Origin of the sequence: Nocardia sp. NPDC060255 (assembly GCF_042727395.1) — a bacterium.
In the GTDB taxonomy this organism is placed as follows: domain Bacteria; phylum Actinomycetota; class Actinomycetes; order Mycobacteriales; family Mycobacteriaceae; genus Nocardia.
Genome location: NZ_JBHXAU010000051.1, coordinates 1 through 21,114 on the forward strand (window position 1 = coordinate 1; position 21,114 = coordinate 21,114).

A 21,114-nucleotide genomic window follows, 5' to 3' on the forward strand; every position below is an offset into this window, starting at 1 on the left:
CTGCTCGGTGAACCGGTATCCCCGGGATCTGCACTCTGTCTCGGGATCGGCACTCGGAATAGGGCCCTATTTCGAGTGCCGATCCCGAGACAGAGTGCGGATTCTGCTGGATGCGTGGCGGGTTGGAGGCCGAATGGCCCTTGTGTGAGCTGCGCACCCCGTATACCGGGTGGCCGGGTTGAAGACTCGCGGGTGTGCGGAGGTGACCTATCTGTCGCTTGGTTTGCGGGGCGCGCGGGTGTGCAGCCTGGATCCGACTACTGGTGGGTGGGGATTGTTCGGCTGTCGCCGCGGAATTCGGCGATTACCTCGTCGGCGGTGGTTACGGTTACGTCGTATATTCCGTTTCGGCCGAAGCGGGCTCGTTCTACGGCGTTTGCGGTGAGGGTGTCGCCGGACTTTGTTGGGCGTAGGTAGCGGATGTCGGCGCGGGCTGCGACGTTTGGTGTGCCGTGGGTGTTGCAGGCCAGGGCGAAGGTGGTGTCGGCGAGGAGGAAGATGTAGCCGCCGTGGGTGATGGAGTGGCCGTTGAGCATCGAGGATGTGACGGTCATTGTGGTGCGGGCGTGGCCTGGGGACAGCGCCAGGATTTCGATGCCCAATAGCCGCGATGCGACGTCGGCTTCGAACATCTCCCTGGCGTTGTCCAAGGCGTGCTCGTTCACCTGACGGATTGTTCTTCCTGGGTGAACATGCTGACGCCGCCGGTGGCGAAGTTGCGCAGGTCTTTGCCCGCGGCCAGCATCTCGGGTGAGGACATGCCTGCCTTCAGGGCCTGCTCGTCGGTGAAGTACAGGCTCGCCACCATATAGCAGGGTGGTTCGCTGTCGTCGACCGAAGTCACTTTGCCCCAGGTGAATTCGGTGAGGCCGGGCACCGCGCGGGCGAGCGGGATGTGCACGGAGGTGTAGTACTCGTCGAATGCTTCGGGGTTCTCCGGCTTGCCGTAGCAGACGGCAATACGAAAGGTCATGATTCCTCCGGTTTGGCGACGAGCGTCAGCACGTCGTAGGTGGCGACGGCCGCGTCGTTCTGGTTGACAACCACTGCATCCCAACGCACTTCACCGTAGTCAGCGCTCTGCCGTGGCGTGATCTGCTTCGCGGTCAGCGTCACGGTGAGCGAATCGTCCGCCTTCACGGGCGTCAGGAATCTCAGCTTGTCGACCCCGAAATTCGCCAGGACCGGGCCGGGTGCCGGGTCGACGAACAGTCCGGCGGCCAGGGATACCACCAGGTATCCGTGCGCGACGATGCCGCCGAACAGTGGGTTCGCGGCGGCGGCTACCGGGTCGGTGTGTGCGTAGAAGGTGTCGCCGGTGAACTCGGCGAAATGCTCGATGTCGGCGCGACTCACCTGGCGTGGACCGCCGACGATGGTATCGCCGAGCCGCAGTTCGCCGAGGTCCTTGCGGAACGGATGCACGTCACCGGTAACGCGGTCCGCGCCGTCGACCCACCTGTTCCCCACTGCGGTAAGCACATTCGGCGTCCCCTGGATCGCGGTGCGCTGCATGTGGTGCAGCACGCCACGGATACCCCCGAGCTCCTCACCACCGCCCGCACGGCCGGGACCACCGTGCACGAGAACGGGCAGCGGCGAGCCGTGACCGGTCGATTCGCGCGCATCCTCACTGTTGAGGACGAGGATGCGCCCGTGGAAAGGCGCGAGGCCGAGCACGATCCGGCGCACGATGGCGGCATCTTTCGTGACGACCGAGGCGACGAGGCTGCCCTTTCCGCGCGCGACCAGATCGATCAATTCGTCGGCGTTGTCGTAGCCGAGCACCGTCGCCACCGGGCCGAACGCCTCGATCTCGTGCGGCTCGGTCGCGGCTTTATCGTTGCTACGCAACAGAATCGGCGACATGAACGCGCCCGCCGACGCGGACGCTCCGACCACATCCACCGATTCGGGATCACCGAACACGATCTCCGCCGACTTGGTCAGTCCCCGAACCGATTTCACCACCTCGTCGCGTTGCTCCAGGCTGGCCAGCGCGCCCATGGTGACGCCCTCGACATCCGGATCACCGACGACGACCTTCGCCAGCCGCGCCTTCGTCGCCTCGATCACGGCGTCGACCAGGGCCGCCGGGACGAACGCGCGACGGATCGCGGTGCACTTCTGCCCGGCCTTGGCGGTCATCTCGGTGACGAGTTGCTTGATGTAGAGCTCGAATTCGGGATCGCCGGTCGTGACGTCGAGCCCGAGTACCGAGGCGTTGAGGGAATCCGCTTCGGCAGTGAAGTGCAGACCCGCGCCGACGACATTGGGGTGCGCGCGCAAGGTCGCGGCGGTGTCCGCTGATCCGGTGAAGGCGACCGAGTCCTGACCGCCGAGGTGGTCGAGCAGGCCACGGGCGCTGCCGGACAGCAACTGCACCGAACCTTCCGGCAGCACACCGGATTCGATGATGCGCCGGAACACGAGTTCGGTCAGGTACGCAGTTTGACTGGCAGGCTTGACAATCGAGGGCACCCCGGCGATGAACGCGGGCGCGAGCTTCTCGAGAAAACCCCAGACCGGAAAGTTGAACGCGTTGATCTGCACCGCCACACCGCGGCGACTGGTGTAGATGTGCTGGCCGAGGAAGGTGCCGCCCTTACCGAGCTGTTCGACCGCGCCATCGAGATACACCGTGCCGTTGGGCAATTCACGGCGTGCCTTACTCGCATAGCTCAGCAAAGTCCCGATGCCGCCGTCGATATCGATCCCGGAGTCGCGCTTGGTCGCACCGGTCAGCCGGGAGACCTCATAGAATTCCGCCTTCGCCGCCAGCAACGTCTGACCGAGCTGCTTGAGCAGGGCCGCACGCTCATGGAAGGTCAGCGCCGCCAGCGCGGGACCGCCCACGGTGCGCGCGTAGTCGACCGCACCCGCGAGATCGAGCCCCGTCGACGAGATGCGGGCGACCTCCGCACCGTCGATGGCGCTGTGCAGCGGCGTGCCCGCATCGGCCGCACTGAACCAGCTGCCCTGCACATAGCTTGCCAAGAGTCTGCTCACAAGATCTCCATCCCACCGTACGTTCGGTAGGTAATTACGATCCCCTCCGGCGGCGATCGTTGTCAAGCAGCGGACATCGACAGCAGACCTCGTGCGGGTGTGGGTCAGGTGCGGCGCAGACCGTCGAAGACGAGAGCGACGACAGCATCGGCCAACTCCGCCGAGGAGGCCCCCGCCCGCGGCCGGTACCACTCGATCAGCGAGTTCACCGTGCCGAAGACGAGCCTGGCCGTGAGCGCCGGATCGATACCGGGCCGCAGGTCACCTTCCGCGGCCGCCTCGACCACGAGACCGCTGACGAAATCGTCGAACTCACGGCGCCTGGCCAGCGCGCGACGCTCCACCGCGGTGTTCCCGCGTACCCGCAGCAACAGTGTGACGTACGGCAGTTCGGCGCACAGGATCTCGACGCTGCGGCGAACCAGGTACTCGAGCCGGCCGATATAGGGACCGGTGACCGCCCGCTCCTCCGTGGTGACCGCGAACAGCGCGTTGAGCGCGCGGTTGAGTGCCAGCTCGAGCAGTTCGGACTTGCCGGACACGTGGTGATAGATCGAGGACTTGGTGATTCCGAGTCCGCGCGCCAGCGCGTCCATGCTGGTGCCGTCGTAGCCCTTCTCGTTGAACACCTTCACCGCGACGGCCAGCAGCGAATCCAGGTCGTATCCCGGACGCCCGGGCAGCCCGGTCCGGCGAGTCACGCGCGCGTTCGTCATGCTCCACATCCTCCCAGCTGACGAAATCTTCCGAGTCAAGGGGCCGATCAACTCTTGCCAACCTACCGAATGTTCGGTTATTAATGAAGGACACCCCGGGTCAGGAGCAGACCGTGCGCAGCATCGTCAGCACAGAAATGCCGGACCGGTTCGTGGTCACCCTCGACCGGCCCGCGCAGCGCAACGCCATCGATACGCGGATGATCGCCGAGCTGCACAACGTCTGCGCGGCCATCGAACGAACGCCGAAGTTGCTGCTGCTCACCGGCCGTGGCGACCACTTCGCCGGTGGCGCCGACATCAACCAGCTACGCGCGCGCACTCGCGACGACGCGCTCGCGGGCCTCAACCGAAACCTGTTCGACCGCATCGCCAAACTGCCGCTGCCCACCGTGGCCGCCATCAACGGCTACGCGCTCGGCGGCGGTGCGGAACTCGCCTACGCGTGTGACATCAGAATCGCCACTCCCACAGCGGTATTCGGCAATCCCGAACCGGCACTCGGCATCATGGCCGCCGCCGGGGCCAGCTACCGGCTGCCGGCCCTGGTCGGCATGTCGGTCGCCAAACAGCTCCTGTTGGGCGGACGCACCCTCGACGCCGAGACCGCGCTGCGCACCGGCCTGATTCTCGACATCGTCGAGGATCCGGTCGCGGCCGCGCACCAGTTACTCGATCGCATCGCCCGTCGATCACCCCTTGCGCTGCGATTGACCAAAACGATCGTCGACGCGCCCGGCCCACACCCATGGGCCGACGACATCGCGCAGGCGATCCTGTTCGACACCGACGACAAATACCACCGCATGACCGCCTTTCTGGAGAAGCGATGACAGTACGACTGGAGACAGCACACGGACTCGCCACCATCTCCCTGGCCAGACCGTCGGCGCACAACGCGCTCGACGTAGCAACGAAATCGGCGTTCCTCGACGCGGTGGCGGCCGCCGCCAAGCAGCCTGACGTGCGCGCGGTGCTTCTCACCGCCGAGGGCAAGAACTTCTGCGTCGGACAGGATCTGGGCGAGCATGTCGCCGCGCTCGAGGCCGATCCGGCTACCGCGATGGATACCGTTGGCGAACACTACAACCCGCTCATTCGGGCGCTGACATCGTTGACGGTGCCGGTCGTCGTCGCGATCCCCGGCGCCTGTGTGGGTGCCGGGCTCGGTATCGCGCTGGCAGGCGACATTCGCGTCGCGGGAACGCGGACGACGTTCTCGACGGCGTTCACCGGCATCGCCCTGGCCAGCGACTCCGGCCTGAGCTACGCGCTCGTCGAGGCACTCGGCAGCAGCCGGGCAGCCGGGCTGATGCTGCTCGGCGACCGTATCTCGGCCGAGCAGGCTCTCGACTGGGGTCTGGTGCACCGCGTGGTCGCCGATGACGAGGTACGCACGGCGGCAACGGATCTCGCCAGGCAACTCGCGGCCGGGCCGACACTGGCTTACCGCCAGGTCAAGTCGCTCATCGCCGCGTCGGCGGCAGGACTGTCCGACGCCCTGGACCGGGAACTCGCCGCACAACAGCACCTCGGCCGCACCGCCGACCACGCGGCCGCGGTAAAGGCCTTCCTGGCCAAAGAGAAACCGGCATTCACCGGCTCCTGAAGCACTTTCGGCAAGGAAAGCAGAGGCCCCATGACCGCTCCCGAAAACGGTGAGCTGCAACGCCTTTTCGACGAGACGATCGCCGGCGAGCAGCGCATCGAACCCCGCGACTGGATGCCCGACGGCTACCGCAAGACGCTGATCCGGCAGATCGCCCAGCATGCGCACTCCGAGATCATCGGGATGCAGCCGGAGGGCAACTGGCTCACCCGCGCACCGTCCTTGCGGCGCAAGGCGATTCTGCTGGCCAAGGTGCAGGACGAAGCCGGTCACGGTCTCTACCTCTACTCCGCGGCCGAAACCCTCGGTGCCGAGCGCGGCGATCTGACGCGGCAGCTGATCGAGGGCAAACAGAAGTACTCGTCGATCTTCAACTATCCGACGCTCACTTATGCCGACGTCGGGACCATCGGCTGGCTGGTCGACGGTGCCGCGATATGCAATCAGGTTCCCTTGTGTCGCAGCTCTTTCGGACCGTATGCCCGCGCGATGATCCGCGTATGCAAAGAGGAGTCGTTCCATCAACGCCAAGGCTACGAACTGCTGTCGACGATGATGCGCGGTACCGGCGACCAGCGCGCGCTGGTGCAGGAATCGGTGAACCGGTGGTGGTGGCCCGCGCTGATGATGTTCGGTCCGCCCGATGACGAGTCGCCGAACACCGAGCAGTCGATGAGGTGGGGCATCAAGCGGCACACGAATGACGAACTGCGCCAACGATTCGTCGACATGTCGGTGCCGCAGGCCGAGGCGCTGGGCGTGACGTTCCCCGATCCGGAACTGCGGTGGAATCCGCAGCGTCAGGCGCACGATTTCGGCGAACCGGACTGGAGCGAGTTCATGGCCGTCCTCAACGGCAACGGTGCCTGCAACGTCGAGCGCATCGCCAACCGCCGCACGGCACACGAGGACGGCGCCTGGGTGCGTGCGGCCGCGACCGCGTTCGCCGCACGGGAGCAGGCATCATGACCGAAAGTTCTGCGGTGAAAGCGGATTGGCCGCTCTACGAGGTCTTCCTGCGCGGAAAGCGCGGGCTGAACCACGTGCACGTCGGATCATTGCACGCGGCCGACGACCAGATGGCGTTGCGCCACGCCCGTGACGTCTACACCCGCCGCAATGAGGGCGTCAGCATCTGGGTGGTGCCGTCGCGTTCGATCATCGCGTCGAGCCCGGCCGAGAAGGATCCGTTCTTCGCCCCGAGCGGCGACAAGGTCTATCGGCATCCGACGTTCTACGAGATCCCCGACAATGTTCCCCACATGTGAGCGGGTGCACCGATGAGTGAAGTATCGCGGAGCGATGCCATGAGGGGTGGCGGCCGGGCGGCGGGTGGGCACCAGCACGACAACGCCTATGAGGGCCTGGTCGACGAAGACTCGCACGGCCAGTGGGCTTTCGGTACGAGTTTCGACGACCCGCTCGCCGGTGTCGACACCACGGTCCCGGACGACGTCGACCTGCCCGCGCTCGCGGCGTACTGCCTGATGCTCGGTGACGACGCACTCGTCAGCGCTCAGCGCCTCGCCGAATGGTCAACGCGTGCACCGGAACTCGAAGAGGAGGTGGCGCTGGCCAATGTCGGCCTGGACCTGCTCGGGCAGGCTCGCTTGCTGCTCGCTCGCGCCGCCGCGGCCGATGGTTCGGTGGTGCCGTTCATTTCGGACACCTCCCCGGTCCCCGCCGAAGACGCGCTGGCATTCTTCCGGCCCGCGAACGCATTCCGCAACGCGCGCCTGTGCGAGCTCGACAACGGCGACTTCGCCAAGTCGATGGTCCGCCTGCTGATCTTCTCGACGTGGCGTCTCGCGATCTTCGACCGGCTCCGTGACTCACGCGATCCGGTACTCGCCGCCGTCGCCCAGAAGGGCGTCAAGGAGCTGACCTACCATCGCGACTACGCGGCGCGATGGACGGTCACTTTGGGCTGCGGCACAACAGAATCCATGCGGCGCGCAAGCGACGCGTTGGACCGGGTGTGGCCGTATGTCGACGAGCTGTTCGTCCCCGCCGACGAAGAAATCACCCTCGCGAAGGTCGCGGTCGGCGTCGATCCCCGAGACGTACGCGCGGAATTCGACTCGATACTCGCCCAGGTCCTGCACGCCGCCGAACTGGAACCACCGCACGGCCGCAGCGTCGGCACCGTCGGCGGCCGCGCAGGTAGACACGGCATCCACACCGAGGCAATGGGCCCGCTGCTCGCCGAAATGCAAAGCGTCGCACGCACTTATCCGGAGGGCCTGTGGTGAGCACGAGAGAGTTCGACATCGCGGCCTCGGTCACCGACCCGGAGCTGCCGCCGCTGACCCTCGCCGACCTCGGCGTACTGCGCGAGGTCACGGTGGTGGACGGCAATGTGCTCGTCACCCTCACCCCGACGTACTCGGGTTGCCCCGCGATGGCCACGATGCGCGACGACATCACGCACCGGCTCCGCGATTTCGGATATGACCACGTGGAGATCAGGACACGCCTAACGCCCGCATGGAGTTCCGACTGGATCTCCGCCGCAGGTCGCCGAAAGCTCAGCGCGGCAGGCTATTCGGTGCCAGGACCGGCGCCGAAGCCCACGGCGGGGCCCGTCCCCCTGACACTGACGGCCAAACCACGTGTCATCGACTGCCCCCAGTGCGGTTCATCGAACACCCTCCTGACCTCCGAGTTCGGCGCCACCCTCTGCAAAGCCCAGTACCGCTGCGCGGACTGCCTGGAACCGTTCGAACACGTGAAGGAGATCTGACCGCCATGGCAGCTCCGGTGCCCGCCTCACGAAGGTTCCACACACTGACCGTCGCCGACGTCGAATCACTCTGCGACGACGCGGTTGCCGTCCGTTTCGCCGTTCCCGACGAATTGGCCGACGAGTTCGACTTCCGTCCCGGCCAGTCACTGATGTTGCGCCGCAATGTCGATGGCGTCGAGCACCGTCGTTCCTACTCGATCTGCGCGCCGGTCGGTGCACCGCCACGGGTCGGTGTTCGCGAGGTCACCGACGGCCTGTTCTCCTCCTGGCTGGTCCATCAGGTCAGGGCGGGCGACCGAATCGACGTGCAAGTGCCGAGCGGAACGTTCGCCGCCGATCCGGCGAAGGGCGGTCGGCACGTCCTGATCGCGGCCGGGTCCGGCATCACCCCGATGCTGTCGATCGCCGCCTCGCTGCTCGCCAATTCGGACGCGGAAGTGGTTCTGCTGTATGGCAATCGACGCACGCGGTCGGTGATGTTCGTCGAGGAGATCGCCGATCTCAAAGACCAGTTCGGCGCCCGCCTCGACGTCATCCACGTGCTGTCCCGGGAACTGCGCGAGGTCGAGTTGTTCAGCGGCCGACTGGACGCGCAACGCCTGCGCGCGATCCTCGACACCGTCGTGCCCATCGACGATATCGACGACTTCTGGCTGTGCGGGCCGTACGGCATGATCACCGACGCACGAGCGGTACTCGCCACGCTCGGCGTCGACAAGAGCAGGATCCATCACGAACTGTTCTACGTCGACGATGTCCCGCCGCCCATGGCGCGGCATCGCGAGCCCGGGCCGACCGGACCCACCAGCGAGGTCACCCTCGCACTCGACGGTCGCTCGGTGACCGGCATGCTCCCCCGCGATCAGTCGGTGCTCGACTCGGGTGCACAGTTGCGGCCGGATCTCCCGTTCGCATGCAAAGGCGGCGTGTGCGGGACCTGCCGCGCCAAGGTCACCCACGGTGACGTCGACATGCGCCGCAATTACGCACTCGAAGAGTCCGAGGTCGCCGCGGGCTTCGTGCTCACCTGCCAGTCCTTCCCCCTCAGCGACACCCTGACCGTCGATTTCGACGCCTGACCCTGGAGCTCCGTCATGACCGGCGTCTTGCCCTCCCCCACCAGCACCCCCGATATCGAATTCGCCACCCGCGACCGCATTTCGGCGCTGCAGCTGGAGCGAATGCGATGGTCACTGCAGCACGCCTACGCCAATGTGCCGCATTATCGGAGGGCGTTCGACGCCGCCGGCGTCCATCCGACTGATCTGAAGGATCTCGCGGATCTGGCGAAGTTCCCGTTCACCACCAAGAAAGAACTCAGGGAGAACTACCCGTTCGGGATGTTGGCGGTGCCGCAGAGTGAGGTTTCGCGAATTCACGCGTCCTCGGGCACCACCGGGTGGCCGACCGTGGTCGGTTACACCGCCAACGACATCAACAACTGGGCCGACCTCGTCGCACGCAGCCTGCGCGCGGGCGGCGTCAAACCGTCCGACAAGGTGCACGTCGCCTACGGGTACGGCCTGTTCACCGGCGGGCTCGGCGCGCACTACGGCGCGGAACGGTTGGGCTGCACCGTGATTCCGATGTCCGGCGGCATGACCGATCGCCAGATCCAGCTCATCACCGACTTCCGGCCGGATGCCATCCTCGTCACGCCGTCCTACATGCTCACCATCGCCGACGCGATGATCGCCAAGGGCATCGACCCCGCCACCACCTCGCTGCGCGTCGGGATATTCGGCGCCGAACCGTGGACCGAGCAGATGCGCAAGGAAATCGAGCACACGCTCGAGATGGACGCCGTCGACATTTACGGACTGTCCGAGGTGATGGGTCCCGGCGTCGCGATGGAATGCGTCGAAACCAAAGACGGACCGCACATTTGGGAAGATCACTGCTATCCGGAGATCATCGATCCGATCACCGGTGCCGTACTGCCGGACGGCGCGGAGGGCGAATTGGTGTTCACCTCGCTGTCGAAGGAGGCGATGCCGATCGTTCGCTACCGCACCCGCGACCTGACCCGGCTGCTGCCCGGGACGGCGCGGACGATGCGGCGCATGCGGAAGGTCACCGGGCGGTCCGACGACATGATCATTCTGCGCGGGGTCAATCTCTTTCCGACGCAGATCGAGGAACTCATCCTCGCGGTGCCCGCGCTGGCTCCGCAGTTCCAGTGCGTACTCGAACGAACCGGTCGGTTGGATACTCTGACGATCCAGGTCGAGGCCCGGCCCGGCGTTCCGAGCGACCAGCACCCAATCGCGTCCGAAAGCCTGCGCGAGCTGATCAAGAACCGCATCGGCGTCACCGTCGCCGTCGACGTCATGGCGCCGGCCGCGCTGGAACGGTCACTTGGTAAGGCGCGCAGGCTGATCGATAATCGCCCGGCAGGATAAGGGCCGTTCAGACCTTCTTGCCGACGGCGCCGTACAGCGACACCCGCTTGTCATAACTCTTCGGGCGTTCGATGCCCTCGGGCCGCCAGCGGTGGATCACCTCGACACCGGGCTCCACCAGTTCCAGCCCGTCGAAGAACCGGGCGACCTCGGCGCGCGTCCGCGGCTGCACCGGAATGCCACGATCCGCGTAGACCTGCAGCAGCCGTGCCATACCTTCCGGGTCCGCGGCACCGTCGTCGAAATCCGTCGTGACATGGGACATCGCCAAGTACGACCCCGGCACCAACGGCTCCAGCAAGGTTTTCACCATGTCGTAGACGTCGCCGGGCACGAAGTGCACCACCGCCATGAGCGAGACCGCCACCGGCTGCGAAAGATCCAGCGTCGCATGCAATTCCGGAGCATCGAGGATGGCCGTCGGATCGGCGGCGTCGGCCTGCAGGTAGGTGGTGCGCCCCTCGGAGGTGCTCACCAGCAGCGCCCGCGCGTGCGCGAGCACCAGGGGGTCGTTGTCGACATACACCACCCGGGACTCGGGCGCCTGCTCCTGCGCGACCTGGTGCAGGTTGGGCTCGGTCGGGATACCGGTCCCGATGTCGAGATACTGCCGAATACCCTGTCCGGAGAGATAGCGCGTGGCATGCCGCATGAACTCGCGATTGGTACGAGCGGTCAGCTGAACGTGCGGGAAGTCGCGCAGCGCCTGCTCGGCGGCCACACGGTCGGCGTCGTAGGAGTCCTTGCCGCCGAGGAAATAGTCATACATGCGCGCCGGATGCGCCACGTCTGTATGCAGGTCGATAGGGCCATCGGACACGCCGAAGTCTCCTTGCACGTTGGGATCGGTACCTACCGAGGTATACCGCATCCAGACAATCGACCCGACAAAATCCGGCAGTCCAGTTCGAATTCGCGCGCTCACCCCGGCTGTCTGAAGCCCATCGTTACTGTGTTGCAACATCTTCCACGTCCGTGGGTGAGCCGCGCGGCGAAGTAACCGCACCCGCAGGGTTGACACTGACGCAGGGGCAACGTTTCAGCATGGTCGGCATGACAACGGAAATCGATCAGTTCACGGTTCACCACGACGGAGTGACCATCTCGGTATCTCGAGCACCTGCGGGTGCTCGGAGTCTACATCGGCGGCGACATCGATCCGTCACTGGTCGAACTGCTCGACACCCTGGCATTCGACACCGCACCACCGACCCGTCGACTGATGGAGCTGCTCTACAAACAAGGCTGGACCGGCTGGACCGAGCTCGTGCGTATCGATCCGAAATAACTACTTCCGAACGACCAGCTCCAGGGCGATATTGTCCGGGTCGCGGAACTCCAAGATGTAACTGACGCCGATGTCTTTGATTTCCTCGCGCACCACGTCGCAGGCATCCAGATGTGCGGCGGCGGTTTCCAGTTCGGCGAGCGAGCCGAGGGCAAACGCGAGATGGTCGAGACCGACGCGGTTTTCATCGAAGCGATCGGTAGCAACGGGGCGCAGTCCGAGCATTCCGTGCGGCAGCCGATAAATCACCCCGCCGTGCAGGAAATCGAGCCGCTGCCGGGTCTCGTCGTCGGCATCGGCCGGAACCTCCAACGCCACCGGCCAGCCGAAGACCTTTTCGTAGAAGGCCCGCGACCGGTCGATGTCACACACCGTGAGACGCAGATGCGCAATGGATTCCGCTGCAATCGACATGCGACCGATGCTTGCACACCGCCGCCCTACCCGCCGGTCCGACGCGCACGTCCGCTGTAACGCCCTGGCCGCCAGCGCGATTCACCCTATGCAGTGCGGCGACGGGACTGTGGCATGGACGAAGTACGACAGTGGCAACCATGGCGGCTAGGGCAACTGTGGCGACTATGGCGGTTAGCTCACCTATGGCGCCTATGGCGGTTGACGCAACAGCGCTGGGTACGCCCACTGGTCGGAGTCGTAGCGGCCCTGGCGATGGTCGCGGGCGGATTGGTGCTGTTCAGCTACAACGTCGAGCCTGGACCGCCCCCGGCGCACGACTTCAACACAGCACCGGTCATCAAGCCGATGCCCACGAATCACTGGCCAGGCCAAGGCAACTGAGCAAGACCCCCGCAGACCGGCCAGCGGCCCGACGCCACGACGAAATCGCCTATGCAGTAAGCGATCTCGTCGCGCTGTCGTGCCACCGCCGGGACTCACATCGGGTATACGGCATGCTTTCGTGGATTGAATCCCGGCTTCACCGGCGGCTTGCCGCGCAGCAGGTTCAGCGCGTGGCGGATTTCCAGGCGGGTGCGGGCGGGTTCGATGACGGCGTCGATGTAGCCGCGTTCGGCCGCGATCCACGGGGTGGCGATGGTCTCGTTGTAGTGGTTGACCATGAATTCGCGTGCGGCCGCCCGCTGTTCCTCCGGGACCGCCGCCAGCTGCCGCTTGCCGATCAGGTCGACCGCGCTTTCCGCGCCGATCACCGCGATCCGGGCCGTCGGCCAGGCGAAACTGATGTCGGCGCCGACCTGCCGGGCCGCCATCATGCCGTACGCGCCGCCGTAGGACTTGCGGACCACCAGGTTGATGATCGGCACGGTGGCCTCGATGATCGCGCGCGGGACCCGGCCGCCGCGGATGATCACGCCGTTGGCTTCCTGGTCGAGGCCGGGCAGCACGCCGGGGGTGTCGACGACGAACACCAGCGGAATGTTGAACGCGTCGCAGAGCCGGATGAAGTAGGTCGACTTGTCCGAGCAGGCGGCGTCGATGGAACCACCGAGCACCAGCGGCTGGTTGGCGATCACACCGACCGGATACCCGTCGACCCTGGCGAATCCGGTGATCAGGTTCGGCGCGAATTCGGTACGCACCTCGTGGAATTCGCCGTCGTCGAAGATCCGCAGCAGGATCTCGTGCATGTCGTATCCGGCGCGATCCGAATCCGGGATGATCTTCTCGAGTTCCCGATCGGTCGCGGTGATCTCCGGCTCCAGGCCGGGGTTCACGACCGTCGGCTGCTCGAGGCAGCTCGTCGGCATATAGCTCAGGTACTGACGGGCCCACTCGTAGGCCGCCTGCTCGGTGTCGGCCACGTGGTGCAGCGTGCCGCGCTTGGCCTGGACCTCCGCGCCACCGAGCGCCTCGGCGGTGATGTCCTCACCCATGACGGCCTTGATCACCTCGGGCCCGGTGACGAACATGTACGAATCCCGGGTGCCGATCAGCACGTCGGTGTTGATCGGCCCGTACACCGAGCCCGCGGCGCACTTGCCGAGAATGATCGACACCTGCGGCACATAGCCGGACAGCTTCTCCAGCACCCGGGAGATATCGCCGAACGACGCGATCGAGCCGACCGCATCCTGAATGCGCGCACCGCCGGAATCGTTGATCGTCACCACCGGGCACGCGTTGTCGAACGCGAACTGCAGCGCCCGCATGAACTTGCGGGCGGAGGTGACGCCCACCGAACCGCCGTACACGGTCTGATCGTGGGCGATCACCACCACTGGGCGGCCTGCGATCAAGCCGCGACCGGTGACCAACCCGTCGCCATAGAGGGCGTCGGGTTGGTCGGGCTGACGAGCTAAGGCATTGGTCTCGATGAACGTCCCGGGGTCGAGCAGCATGCGCATCCGCTGCCGGACGCTCGGGACGCCCTTCTTCTCCCGCTTGGCGATACCGGCTTCACCCGCCGGTTCCTCGGCGATCGCCAGGATCTTGACCAACTCATCTAGCTTCGCCTGGGTATCCACCACGCCCGCTGCCACCTTCCCTACCAAACGCTGTTGTGCCTCCGCGACGTTAAGCGGTACAGACACGAGAACGCATCATCCAGCGGCAGATGCGGGACAGGTCACAGTGGAGGCCCAATTCGTATGGCAGGCCGAACAGCTCGAGACGGACGAAAGCGGCACTACGCCCTACTCCGGCGGCTGGAAGCCGCCGATCTTCTGCTCGAGCAGTTCGGCCAACCGCAGCGGGGTGCGGTCCTCGAACATCGGACCGATGAGCTGCACGCCGACCGGTAGGCCCTCGGGTGAGCGGCCCGCCGGGATGGCGGTGGCGGGCAGGCCGGGCATGGTCGCCAGACCGGCCCAGGCCATCTGTCCGACGAACGGGTATTCGACACCATCGATGTCGATCCGCCGCTCGTACAGACCGACCTCGTGCTCGTGCGGGAAGGCGGGCGTCGACGAGATCGGACACACCACGGCATCGAACTCGGCGAAGAACTGCCGCCAGCCGTGCCGGTGGAACTCGCGACGGTTGTTCGCCTGCATCCAGTCGCGGTGGCTGAACGCCATACTGCGCAACCAGGTCGCATTGGCACTGTGGTCGTCGGCGCTCAGCGCGGCGAAGCCGGCCTGTACCTGCTCGTACCGCTCCGCCGGATAGCCCGCGGCGACGTTGGAAACCAGCAGCTGTATGTAGAGCGTCGCGGCGTCGGTCAGATCGGGCAGCAGCGCACTGTGCCGTTCGACCCGGGCGCCCGCGTCGATCAGCGCGTCGGCCACCCGGTTCACCCCCGCGCGCACCGCGGCTGCGGACGGAATGAGCGGATGCTCTTCGAGGACCAACACCCGGAAATCGGCGAGCCGCTCATGCCGCGCGGGCGGCAACCGCAAGTCGTACGCAACACCACGGGTCAGCGGGTCCGGTCCGGCCATCACGTCCAACAGCAGTGTGAGGTCGCGTGCGGTGCGCGCCATCGGACCGACGACGGCGAGGTCGTGCTCGACCGGCAAGGCCGGTGCGGGCGGCGGGACCATGCCGCGGATCGCCGCCAGCCCGACGGTCGGCTTGTGCGCGTAGACACCGCAGTAATGCGCGGGGACGCGCAACGAACCGCCGATGTCGGTGCCGAGGGACAGCGAGCCGAAGCCGGCCGCCAAGGCCGCCGCGGATCCACCGGAGGAGCCACCCGGCGTGCGATCGTGATCCCACGGATTGTTGGTGGTGCCGTATATCTCGTTGAAGCTCTGCCACTCCTGCAACATGAGCGGCACATTGGTCTTGCCGAGCAGCACCGCGCCCGCCGCCTTCACCCGTGCCACCTGGACCGCGTCCTCGGCCGGGATGAAATCACGGAACTGCGGCATGCCCCAGGTCGTCGGCAGCCCGGCGATGTTGTAGGACTCCTTGACCGTCACCGGGATACCGAGCAGCGGTCGATCTTCGCCGTTGGCGCGCGCCTGATCGGCCTCCCGCGCGGCGACCCGCGCGTTGTCGAAATCCGGTACACAGATCGCGTTGATCGCCTTGTCGTCGCGCTCGATCCGCACGATCGCCTCCTCGGTCAGTTCCACCGAGGTCACTTCACCAGCCCGTAACGCAGTCGAAAGATCCTCGGCCGCAGTAAAACTCCATTCCATGAAAGCGACCGTACCGACGCGCTTCAGTAGCCATAAAATAATTCTTTGCACAACAGGATTGATGTCTCGAGTTTCGGCGAACCTCGCAGGTCAGCGCCTCGAAAATCGGTTGACTGTCGGCGATGGTGGGCGGTGCAATGTGCGCCATGGTGCGTGCTGACGGAACTTCGATCCACATCGGGGCTCTTGTTCCGTTGACCCGGCCCGGGTGGGTGGCGGCCGGGCGACACTTGCTCGCGGGGCTCAAGTTGGGGGTTCGTGAAGTCAATGCGGCGGGCGGGGTCGACGGAAGACCGGTCGAGCTGATGGTTCGCGATACCGCGGCTGATCCGCAGCGGGCCGTCGCGGTCGTTGATGAATTGGCTCGGCTGGGTGTGGTGGCGTTGGCGGGCGAGTATCACAGCGTCGTCGCTCGTGCCGCCGCTGCCAGGGCCGATGACCTCGGGTTGCCGTTTCTGTGCTCGTCGGCGGTTCTCGATGCGCTCACCGAGCGGCCGACGGAATGGGTTGCGCGACTTGCTCCGCCGCAGTCGCGGGGCTGGCAGGTTTACGCCGACTTCCTGGTCAGCGCGGGGCACAGCCGGATCGCCGTCGCGGCCCAGCCGAGTGTCTATTGGGCATCAGGGACGCGCATTCTGCGGGATTACCTTGCGTCGCACGGCGGCACGGTCATCGAACTCGATATGGGTGCGGGCACCCTGTGCGATGAGCTCGTCGATATTCGCGCGACTGTTCTGCTCCTGCTGGTCGGTTCGCCGGATCCGGCAGTGTCGATCGTGCAGTCCGTCCGTCGCGACGAGCGGCTCGCCGGGATCATGATCGGTGCGCCTGCCGGGCAACCGGAGTTCGCCGAATGGGCGACACTGCTCGGCGACGACGGCGCCGCGATCCCGTTCCTGCGCTATCTGCCCGAGCACCTCGGCCCGCTCGGTGCGCGAGTCGAGACGGCCCTACGGGAGCAGTTGGCGGCCGCGCCATCCTTCGTCGCCTTCGAGGGGTACGACACGATCGCCGTGCTCGCCGAGGCGCTGCGGTCGCACGGCGCGGACCGGATCGCCGAATCCTGGGCGCACGTTGCGGTCGAAGGTACGCGTGGACAGATCCAGTTCTCGCGCACGCCGGGCATCAGTGTGTGGCAATGGGCTAGCCCGCCAATTCAGGTCGTTGATCGAGATCCGTTGGCGCGCGACCGTTTTCGAATCCTGCACACTGGCTGAGGCAGGAACATGCCGGTGGCTCGATCAGCACAGTGCGAGGTGGTGGCGGATCACTGATAGACCCAGCGCTGGTACGCATCCAGGTCGACGTTGCTGCCGCAGATGACGGTGACGATGTGGCGGCCGGCGAAGCGCGCGCGGTCTTCCAGGACCGCGGCGATGCCGAGCGCGGCCGAGGGCTCGACGATCAGGCCGGTGTGCTTCAGGAGCATTCGAATGCCCGCGATGATCGAGGACTCCTGGACGAGTACGGCATCGTCGGCCACCGCGAGGAGATCGTCGAGAACCGCTGGGATGGGGTATCGCCCGGCCACGCCGTCGGCGATGGTGTCGGTCGATTCGGTGGTGACGACTCGACGTTCGTGCCAGGACCGAGTCATCGCGGGCGCACCCAAGGGCTGCACGCAGACCAACTCGACTGCGGGCAGCAGGGTCTTCAGGACGTAGCCGACACCGGTGGCCATCGCGCCGCCGCCCAAGGCGATCAGGACAGCGTCGACATCGGAGGCCTCGCCTGCCAGCTCGAGCCCGATCGTCGCGGCACCCTCGCAGGTCTCCACGTCCAGACTGTCCTCGACCAGCCGAATGCCGCGCGACCGCGCGATATTCGCGGCGCGCTCGCGGGCCGTCTCGATGTCGCCGTCCACCAGTTCCAGCTCGGAGCCCAGCGCACGGATCCGATCCAGTTTGGCGACGGGCGCCCGGCGCGACGCCACGACCGTCACGTCGAGGCCGCGGCGGCGACCGGACCAGCCGAGCGCCTGGCCGAGGTTGCCCGCACTGGCACACACCGCGGCGGTCCGGCCCTGCTCGGTCAGCAGGCTCGCGACGAGCTCGGTGCCCCGGGCCTTGAAGCTGCGCACCGGGTTCGCCGTTTCCAGTTTGATGCTCACGGTGCAGCCGAGCTCGCGGCCCAGCGCCTCGCACTGATACATCGGCGTGTGCAAGAATACAGGGTCGATCAGGCGGCGGGCCGCGTGGATCCGGTCCAGATCAAGGCGCGTCTCGAGCATGCCGCGACCCTACGGTGTTCGGATGTTTCCGTAGCCTGGATGGGTGGGAGCTGTGGACTTCGGGCGCGAGCCCGCTGCGGCATGGGATTTCGCGGGTCCGGCCGAGGCGGTGCCGCGGGGTGTGGCGATGATCGGGTACCGCGATGTGGGCGGGGCCGGGCTGGACCTTCGGGTCGCCGGGACGGCGGCGATCACCGTGGTGATCGAATTCGGTGGGCGCGCGGTGCTCGTCGACGATGTGCTCGGGCAGCGGGCGCTCGGTGGGTTCGTTGTCGGGCTGCCTGTCGAGGCCATGCGTATTCGTAGCGAGCGGGCCGAATGCATCGAGATTCGGTTGTCGCCGATTCAGGCGTACTCGCTATTAGGTGTTTCCCCAACGGATTTGGGCCGGGGCGCGGTCGCGCTCGAAGACCTGCTGGGACAACGAGCTCAGCGACTCCGCGAGCAACTCGCGTCGGCCCGAACCTGGGACGAGCGCTTCGCATTGACGAAATCGTTTCTGACACAGCGTGACAGGCCGATGACGCCGGACCCGGAGGTGCTCGCCGGCTGGCAGCGGATACTCACCTCGCACGGCCAGGTGAAGATCGGTGAGCTCGCCGGATCCGTTGGCTGGAGCCATAAGCGGCTGCTGTCGCGGTTCGAGTCGCAGATCGGCCTGGCGCCCAAGCGGGCGGCGATGCTGGTCCGATTCCGGCACGCGGTCGACGGTCTACTGGCGGGCAGGCCCGCCGCCGACGTCGCGATCGACTGCGGGTACACGGATCAGGCTCATCTGTGCCGAGACGTGTCGATCTTCGCGGACCACACGCCGGGCGCGCTGACGACGAACTACCTGCCGACCATCGCCCAGCACCGGTACCAGGCGTGGGGGAAATTCTTCCAATACGGTGCGGGACCGCTCGGTCGATAGTGATCGGGTGCGGTCGGGCGAGCCGACCGCCACTCGTCACCCATCGACAGCGAGAGGACACGCGTCGTGACCAGTACCCTCGATCCCGCGAACCTACAAACCGCCCTGGAAACCCTGCATCGGGCGGGCATGCCCGGCGTATTCACCGAAGTGCGCGACCACGACGAAATCTGGCGTGGCGCAGCGGGAGTCGCCGATGTCGACTCCGGCCGCCCCGTCACGGCCGATATGCGGCACCGCGTCGGCAGCATCACCAAGACGTTCACCGCCGCCGCCGTACTGCAGCAGGTCGAGAACGGCGAAATCGACCTCGACACACCGATCGGCCACTACCTGCCGAAGCTGGTTCCCGGCGAGCGCGGTGCGGCGATCACCGTCCGGATGTTGATCAATCACACCAGCGGTCTCACCGAATACCTCCCGCGGGCCTACCCGTCGCTCGCGGGCTTTCCCGCCGTGGGGAAAACGACACCGCAGAGCCTGGAAGACAACCGGTTCACCAGGTTTCAGCGGACCGAACTGATCGAGATGGGCGTCTCGTCGCCCGCCTGCGGGACCCCGGGTGGCACACCGGGGGTGTACTCGAACACCAATTACCTTCTCCTGTGCGAACTTCTGGAGTTGGTGTCCGGCACCTCGGCGGAGAAATGCATCACCCGCGACGTGATCGAGCGGGCCGGACTGCGCGATACCGAGTTCCCGGACGGCCCGAATATCAACGGCCCGCACGCCCTGCACTACGAGGCATGGTTGGGCATGTTCGACCCGCCGCGCGACTTCAGCGTGTTCGACATGTCGTTTGTGGGGCCTGCGGCTTCACTGATATCGACCGTCGCGGATTTGAATCGGTTTTTCGGCCTGCTGCTGGCCGGGGAGATCGTCAGCCGATCATCGCTGGCGCAGATGCAACGCACGGGTCCGGTCATCTCTTTCGAGGGCAAGACCATCGAGTACGGTCTCGGCCTGCACAAGCTGACCGTGCCCGGTCGCGGAATCTATTGGGGCCATGACGGTTCCGTGTGGGGCGGCGGCGCGATATCGATGCACAGCGCCGACGGCACCCGGCAGATGTCGATCGCGGTGAACCTGCAACGATGGAACCGGCTCGACGCCGAGGGGCGTCCGCAGCCCCATCCCATCGACGGCGCGCTGCAGGCGCTCATCCAGCTCGCGCTGGGTGCTTGATCAGTTCGGCTTCAGGCTGCCGACACTCAGCGACCCGCTCCCCGTCGTCGGCAGCTGCTCCGTAGTCGGCACCTGCTCCGTGGTCGGCAGCTTCTCCTCTACCGCGCGGACGTACCCGGTGGGATCCTGGTCGACGGGTTTGACGCCCGCGTAGTTCCGCGCCTCGTAGGCGGCGAAGGCGACGGCCAGCTGATGGCGGCGCGGCAGCCCGGCCAGGCGGCGGAAGTCGGTGAGGCCCTCGCGTTCTTCCTCGGCCATGTGATCGCTGTTGGCCAGGTTCGCGGCCGCCACGGCCGCGAACCAGTCATCGGTGCCGACCCGATGACGCCCGGCCTCGGCGATCGCGTCCCTGATCTCGTTGTGGTCGTGGATCGCGTCGACCGTCTCGTCCTCCACCCGGCCCGTACGCCTGGCCGCGATGCCGACCTGCAGCAGCGCCGGGTAGAAGATCTCCTCCTCCGCCTTCGCATGCAGCTCGAGGAAGGTCGACAGCCTGCCCCAAATCGCGGACAGGACACCGGTTTCCGCGCGATCGATCTGCTCCAGGATCGCGAACAGCCGCCGCTGCTCATGATGGTCATCGAGGATCAGCTCGGTAATGTCCACAATTCCTCCCTGATGCCGCATTTCAGGTCAGCACTGCACGTCCCTCGGGGACGCCGGCAAACCCCATGGGAGCCGACGATAACGTACAGCCCCGCCAACCACCGCCAATTGCCTCTCCGAAGCGCGCCGCAGCATCACCGGGTGTGCTGCCCGCACGTTCACATTGCGACCGGAGTCCGCTGATGCCGCCAAATCAGGAACAACTCCCGAGATACGCTGCTGGACAAGCGATCACGAGGAAATGGTGCTGTTGGTCTCTCGGGCAGGTTCAAGGGGTCGATGCAACAGGGTTGTCGGGGTTCGACAGTAGCTGGTCGAGGACTTGGGCGGGGGTGCGGTAGCCGTG

At 66.1% G+C, this 21,114-nt stretch carries 23 protein-coding genes; 13 read left to right on the forward strand and 10 right to left on the reverse strand.

The window, feature by feature from the left end:
- Positions 1-257: 257 nt before the first annotated feature.
- The 4 genes from paaI to ACFWF1_RS43625 all read right to left on the reverse strand — a co-directional run bounded on the left by paaI (position 258) and on the right by ACFWF1_RS43625 (position 3,725).
- Positions 258-632: a hydroxyphenylacetyl-CoA thioesterase PaaI gene (gene paaI / locus ACFWF1_RS43610; protein WP_379291945.1), complete on the reverse strand. Its 375-nt coding sequence runs from the start codon at positions 630-632 to the stop codon at positions 258-260.
- A gap of 29 nt (positions 633-661) precedes the next feature.
- Positions 662-973, reverse strand: a complete 312-nt coding sequence (locus ACFWF1_RS43615) for an EthD family reductase (protein ID WP_379291895.1) — start codon at positions 971-973, stop codon at positions 662-664.
- Entirely contained in the window at positions 970-3,009 is a 2,040-nt protein-coding gene (gene paaZ / locus ACFWF1_RS43620) for a phenylacetic acid degradation bifunctional protein PaaZ (protein WP_379291893.1), read from the reverse strand. Before paaZ ends, ACFWF1_RS43615 begins: the two co-directional genes overlap by 4 nt.
- Before the next feature lie 104 nt (positions 3,010-3,113).
- Entirely contained in the window at positions 3,114-3,725 is a 612-nt protein-coding gene (locus tag ACFWF1_RS43625) for a TetR/AcrR family transcriptional regulator (protein ID WP_379291891.1), read from the reverse strand.
- 83 nt (positions 3,726-3,808) lie between these two features.
- Here ACFWF1_RS43625 and ACFWF1_RS43630 point away from each other — a divergent pair, with 83 nt between their 5' ends.
- From ACFWF1_RS43630 to paaK, 8 genes are read left to right on the forward strand one after another with little or no spacing between them, the layout of a single operon-like run.
- Positions 3,809-4,558 (forward strand): enoyl-CoA hydratase/isomerase family protein, encoded by a 750-nt coding sequence (locus tag ACFWF1_RS43630; RefSeq protein ID WP_379291890.1) that lies wholly within the window; start codon positions 3,809-3,811, stop codon positions 4,556-4,558.
- Positions 4,555-5,334, forward strand: coding sequence for an enoyl-CoA hydratase/isomerase family protein (locus tag ACFWF1_RS43635; protein ID WP_379291888.1), 780 nt, complete (start codon positions 4,555-4,557; stop codon positions 5,332-5,334). Before ACFWF1_RS43630 ends, ACFWF1_RS43635 begins: the two co-directional genes overlap by 4 nt.
- Positions 5,335-5,364: 30 nt before the next feature.
- Positions 5,365-6,303: a 1,2-phenylacetyl-CoA epoxidase subunit PaaA gene (gene paaA / locus ACFWF1_RS43640; RefSeq protein ID WP_379291886.1), complete on the forward strand. Its 939-nt coding sequence runs from the start codon at positions 5,365-5,367 to the stop codon at positions 6,301-6,303.
- Entirely contained in the window at positions 6,300-6,602 is a 303-nt protein-coding gene (gene paaB / locus ACFWF1_RS43645; protein ID WP_379291884.1) for a 1,2-phenylacetyl-CoA epoxidase subunit PaaB, read from the forward strand. Before paaA ends, paaB begins: the two co-directional genes overlap by 4 nt.
- 39 nt (positions 6,603-6,641) lie before the next feature.
- Positions 6,642-7,586, forward strand: a complete 945-nt coding sequence (gene paaC / locus ACFWF1_RS43650; RefSeq protein ID WP_379291944.1) for a 1,2-phenylacetyl-CoA epoxidase subunit PaaC — start codon at positions 6,642-6,644, stop codon at positions 7,584-7,586.
- Positions 7,583-8,077, forward strand: a complete 495-nt coding sequence (paaD, locus tag ACFWF1_RS43655) for a 1,2-phenylacetyl-CoA epoxidase subunit PaaD (protein WP_379291883.1) — start codon at positions 7,583-7,585, stop codon at positions 8,075-8,077. The genes paaC and paaD overlap by 4 nt, the downstream gene beginning before the upstream one ends.
- 5 nt (positions 8,078-8,082) lie before the next feature.
- The gene (gene paaE / locus ACFWF1_RS43660; RefSeq protein WP_379291882.1) at positions 8,083-9,159 is read left to right on the forward strand and encodes a 1,2-phenylacetyl-CoA epoxidase subunit PaaE; all 1,077 of its coding nucleotides are present in this window, start codon (positions 8,083-8,085) and stop codon (positions 9,157-9,159) included.
- Between the two features lie 15 nt (positions 9,160-9,174).
- Positions 9,175-10,482, forward strand: a complete 1,308-nt coding sequence (gene paaK / locus ACFWF1_RS43665; protein ID WP_379291880.1) for a phenylacetate--CoA ligase PaaK — start codon at positions 9,175-9,177, stop codon at positions 10,480-10,482.
- Between the two features lie 7 nt (positions 10,483-10,489).
- On the opposite strand, the gene ACFWF1_RS43670 is transcribed toward paaK, so the two are convergent.
- Positions 10,490-11,302, reverse strand: coding sequence for an SAM-dependent methyltransferase (locus tag ACFWF1_RS43670; RefSeq protein ID WP_379291878.1), 813 nt, complete (start codon positions 11,300-11,302; stop codon positions 10,490-10,492).
- Positions 11,303-11,608: 306 nt separating this feature from the next.
- Here ACFWF1_RS43670 and ACFWF1_RS43675 point away from each other — a divergent pair, with 306 nt between their 5' ends.
- Complete coding sequence (locus ACFWF1_RS43675) at positions 11,609-11,770, forward strand: hypothetical protein (RefSeq protein ID WP_379291877.1); 162 nt, start codon at positions 11,609-11,611, stop codon at positions 11,768-11,770.
- On the opposite strand, the gene ACFWF1_RS43680 is transcribed toward ACFWF1_RS43675, so the two are convergent.
- Complete coding sequence (locus tag ACFWF1_RS43680; protein ID WP_379291875.1) at positions 11,771-12,184, reverse strand: VOC family protein; 414 nt, start codon at positions 12,182-12,184, stop codon at positions 11,771-11,773.
- Between the two features lie 201 nt (positions 12,185-12,385).
- Between ACFWF1_RS43680 and ACFWF1_RS43685 the strand changes: the two genes are divergently transcribed.
- Positions 12,386-12,568, forward strand: a complete 183-nt coding sequence (locus ACFWF1_RS43685) for a hypothetical protein (RefSeq protein WP_379291873.1) — start codon at positions 12,386-12,388, stop codon at positions 12,566-12,568.
- Positions 12,569-12,663: 95 nt separating this feature from the next.
- On the opposite strand, the gene ACFWF1_RS43690 is transcribed toward ACFWF1_RS43685, so the two are convergent.
- Together ACFWF1_RS43690 and ACFWF1_RS43695 are read right to left on the reverse strand one after the other, a co-directional pair.
- Entirely contained in the window at positions 12,664-14,217 is a 1,554-nt protein-coding gene (locus tag ACFWF1_RS43690; protein WP_379291943.1) for an acyl-CoA carboxylase subunit beta, read from the reverse strand.
- Between the two features lie 165 nt (positions 14,218-14,382).
- Positions 14,383-15,834 (reverse strand): amidase, encoded by a 1,452-nt coding sequence (locus ACFWF1_RS43695; RefSeq protein ID WP_379291871.1) that lies wholly within the window; start codon positions 15,832-15,834, stop codon positions 14,383-14,385.
- Positions 15,835-15,980: 146 nt separating this feature from the next.
- Between ACFWF1_RS43695 and ACFWF1_RS43700 the strand changes: the two genes are divergently transcribed.
- A complete protein-coding gene (locus ACFWF1_RS43700; RefSeq protein ID WP_379291869.1) occupies positions 15,981-17,051 on the forward strand; it encodes an ABC transporter substrate-binding protein in 1,071 nt (356 codons plus the stop codon).
- Between the two features lie 50 nt (positions 17,052-17,101).
- On the opposite strand, the gene ACFWF1_RS43705 is transcribed toward ACFWF1_RS43700, so the two are convergent.
- A complete protein-coding gene (locus tag ACFWF1_RS43705) occupies positions 17,102-18,064 on the reverse strand; it encodes a threonine/serine dehydratase (protein WP_379291868.1) in 963 nt (320 codons plus the stop codon).
- Between the two features lie 43 nt (positions 18,065-18,107).
- On the opposite strand from ACFWF1_RS43705, the gene ACFWF1_RS43710 reads away from it, so the two are divergent.
- Together ACFWF1_RS43710 and ACFWF1_RS43715 are read left to right on the forward strand one after the other, a co-directional pair.
- Entirely contained in the window at positions 18,108-18,977 is an 870-nt protein-coding gene (locus ACFWF1_RS43710; protein ID WP_379291866.1) for a helix-turn-helix domain-containing protein, read from the forward strand.
- Positions 18,978-19,043: 66 nt separating this feature from the next.
- Complete coding sequence (locus tag ACFWF1_RS43715; RefSeq protein ID WP_379291865.1) at positions 19,044-20,162, forward strand: serine hydrolase domain-containing protein; 1,119 nt, start codon at positions 19,044-19,046, stop codon at positions 20,160-20,162.
- Here ACFWF1_RS43715 and ACFWF1_RS43720 read toward each other — a convergent pair whose 3' ends face one another.
- The gene (locus tag ACFWF1_RS43720; RefSeq protein WP_379291864.1) at positions 20,163-20,768 is read right to left on the reverse strand and encodes a hemerythrin domain-containing protein; all 606 of its coding nucleotides are present in this window, start codon (positions 20,766-20,768) and stop codon (positions 20,163-20,165) included.
- Between the last annotated feature and the right edge of the window lie 346 nt (positions 20,769-21,114).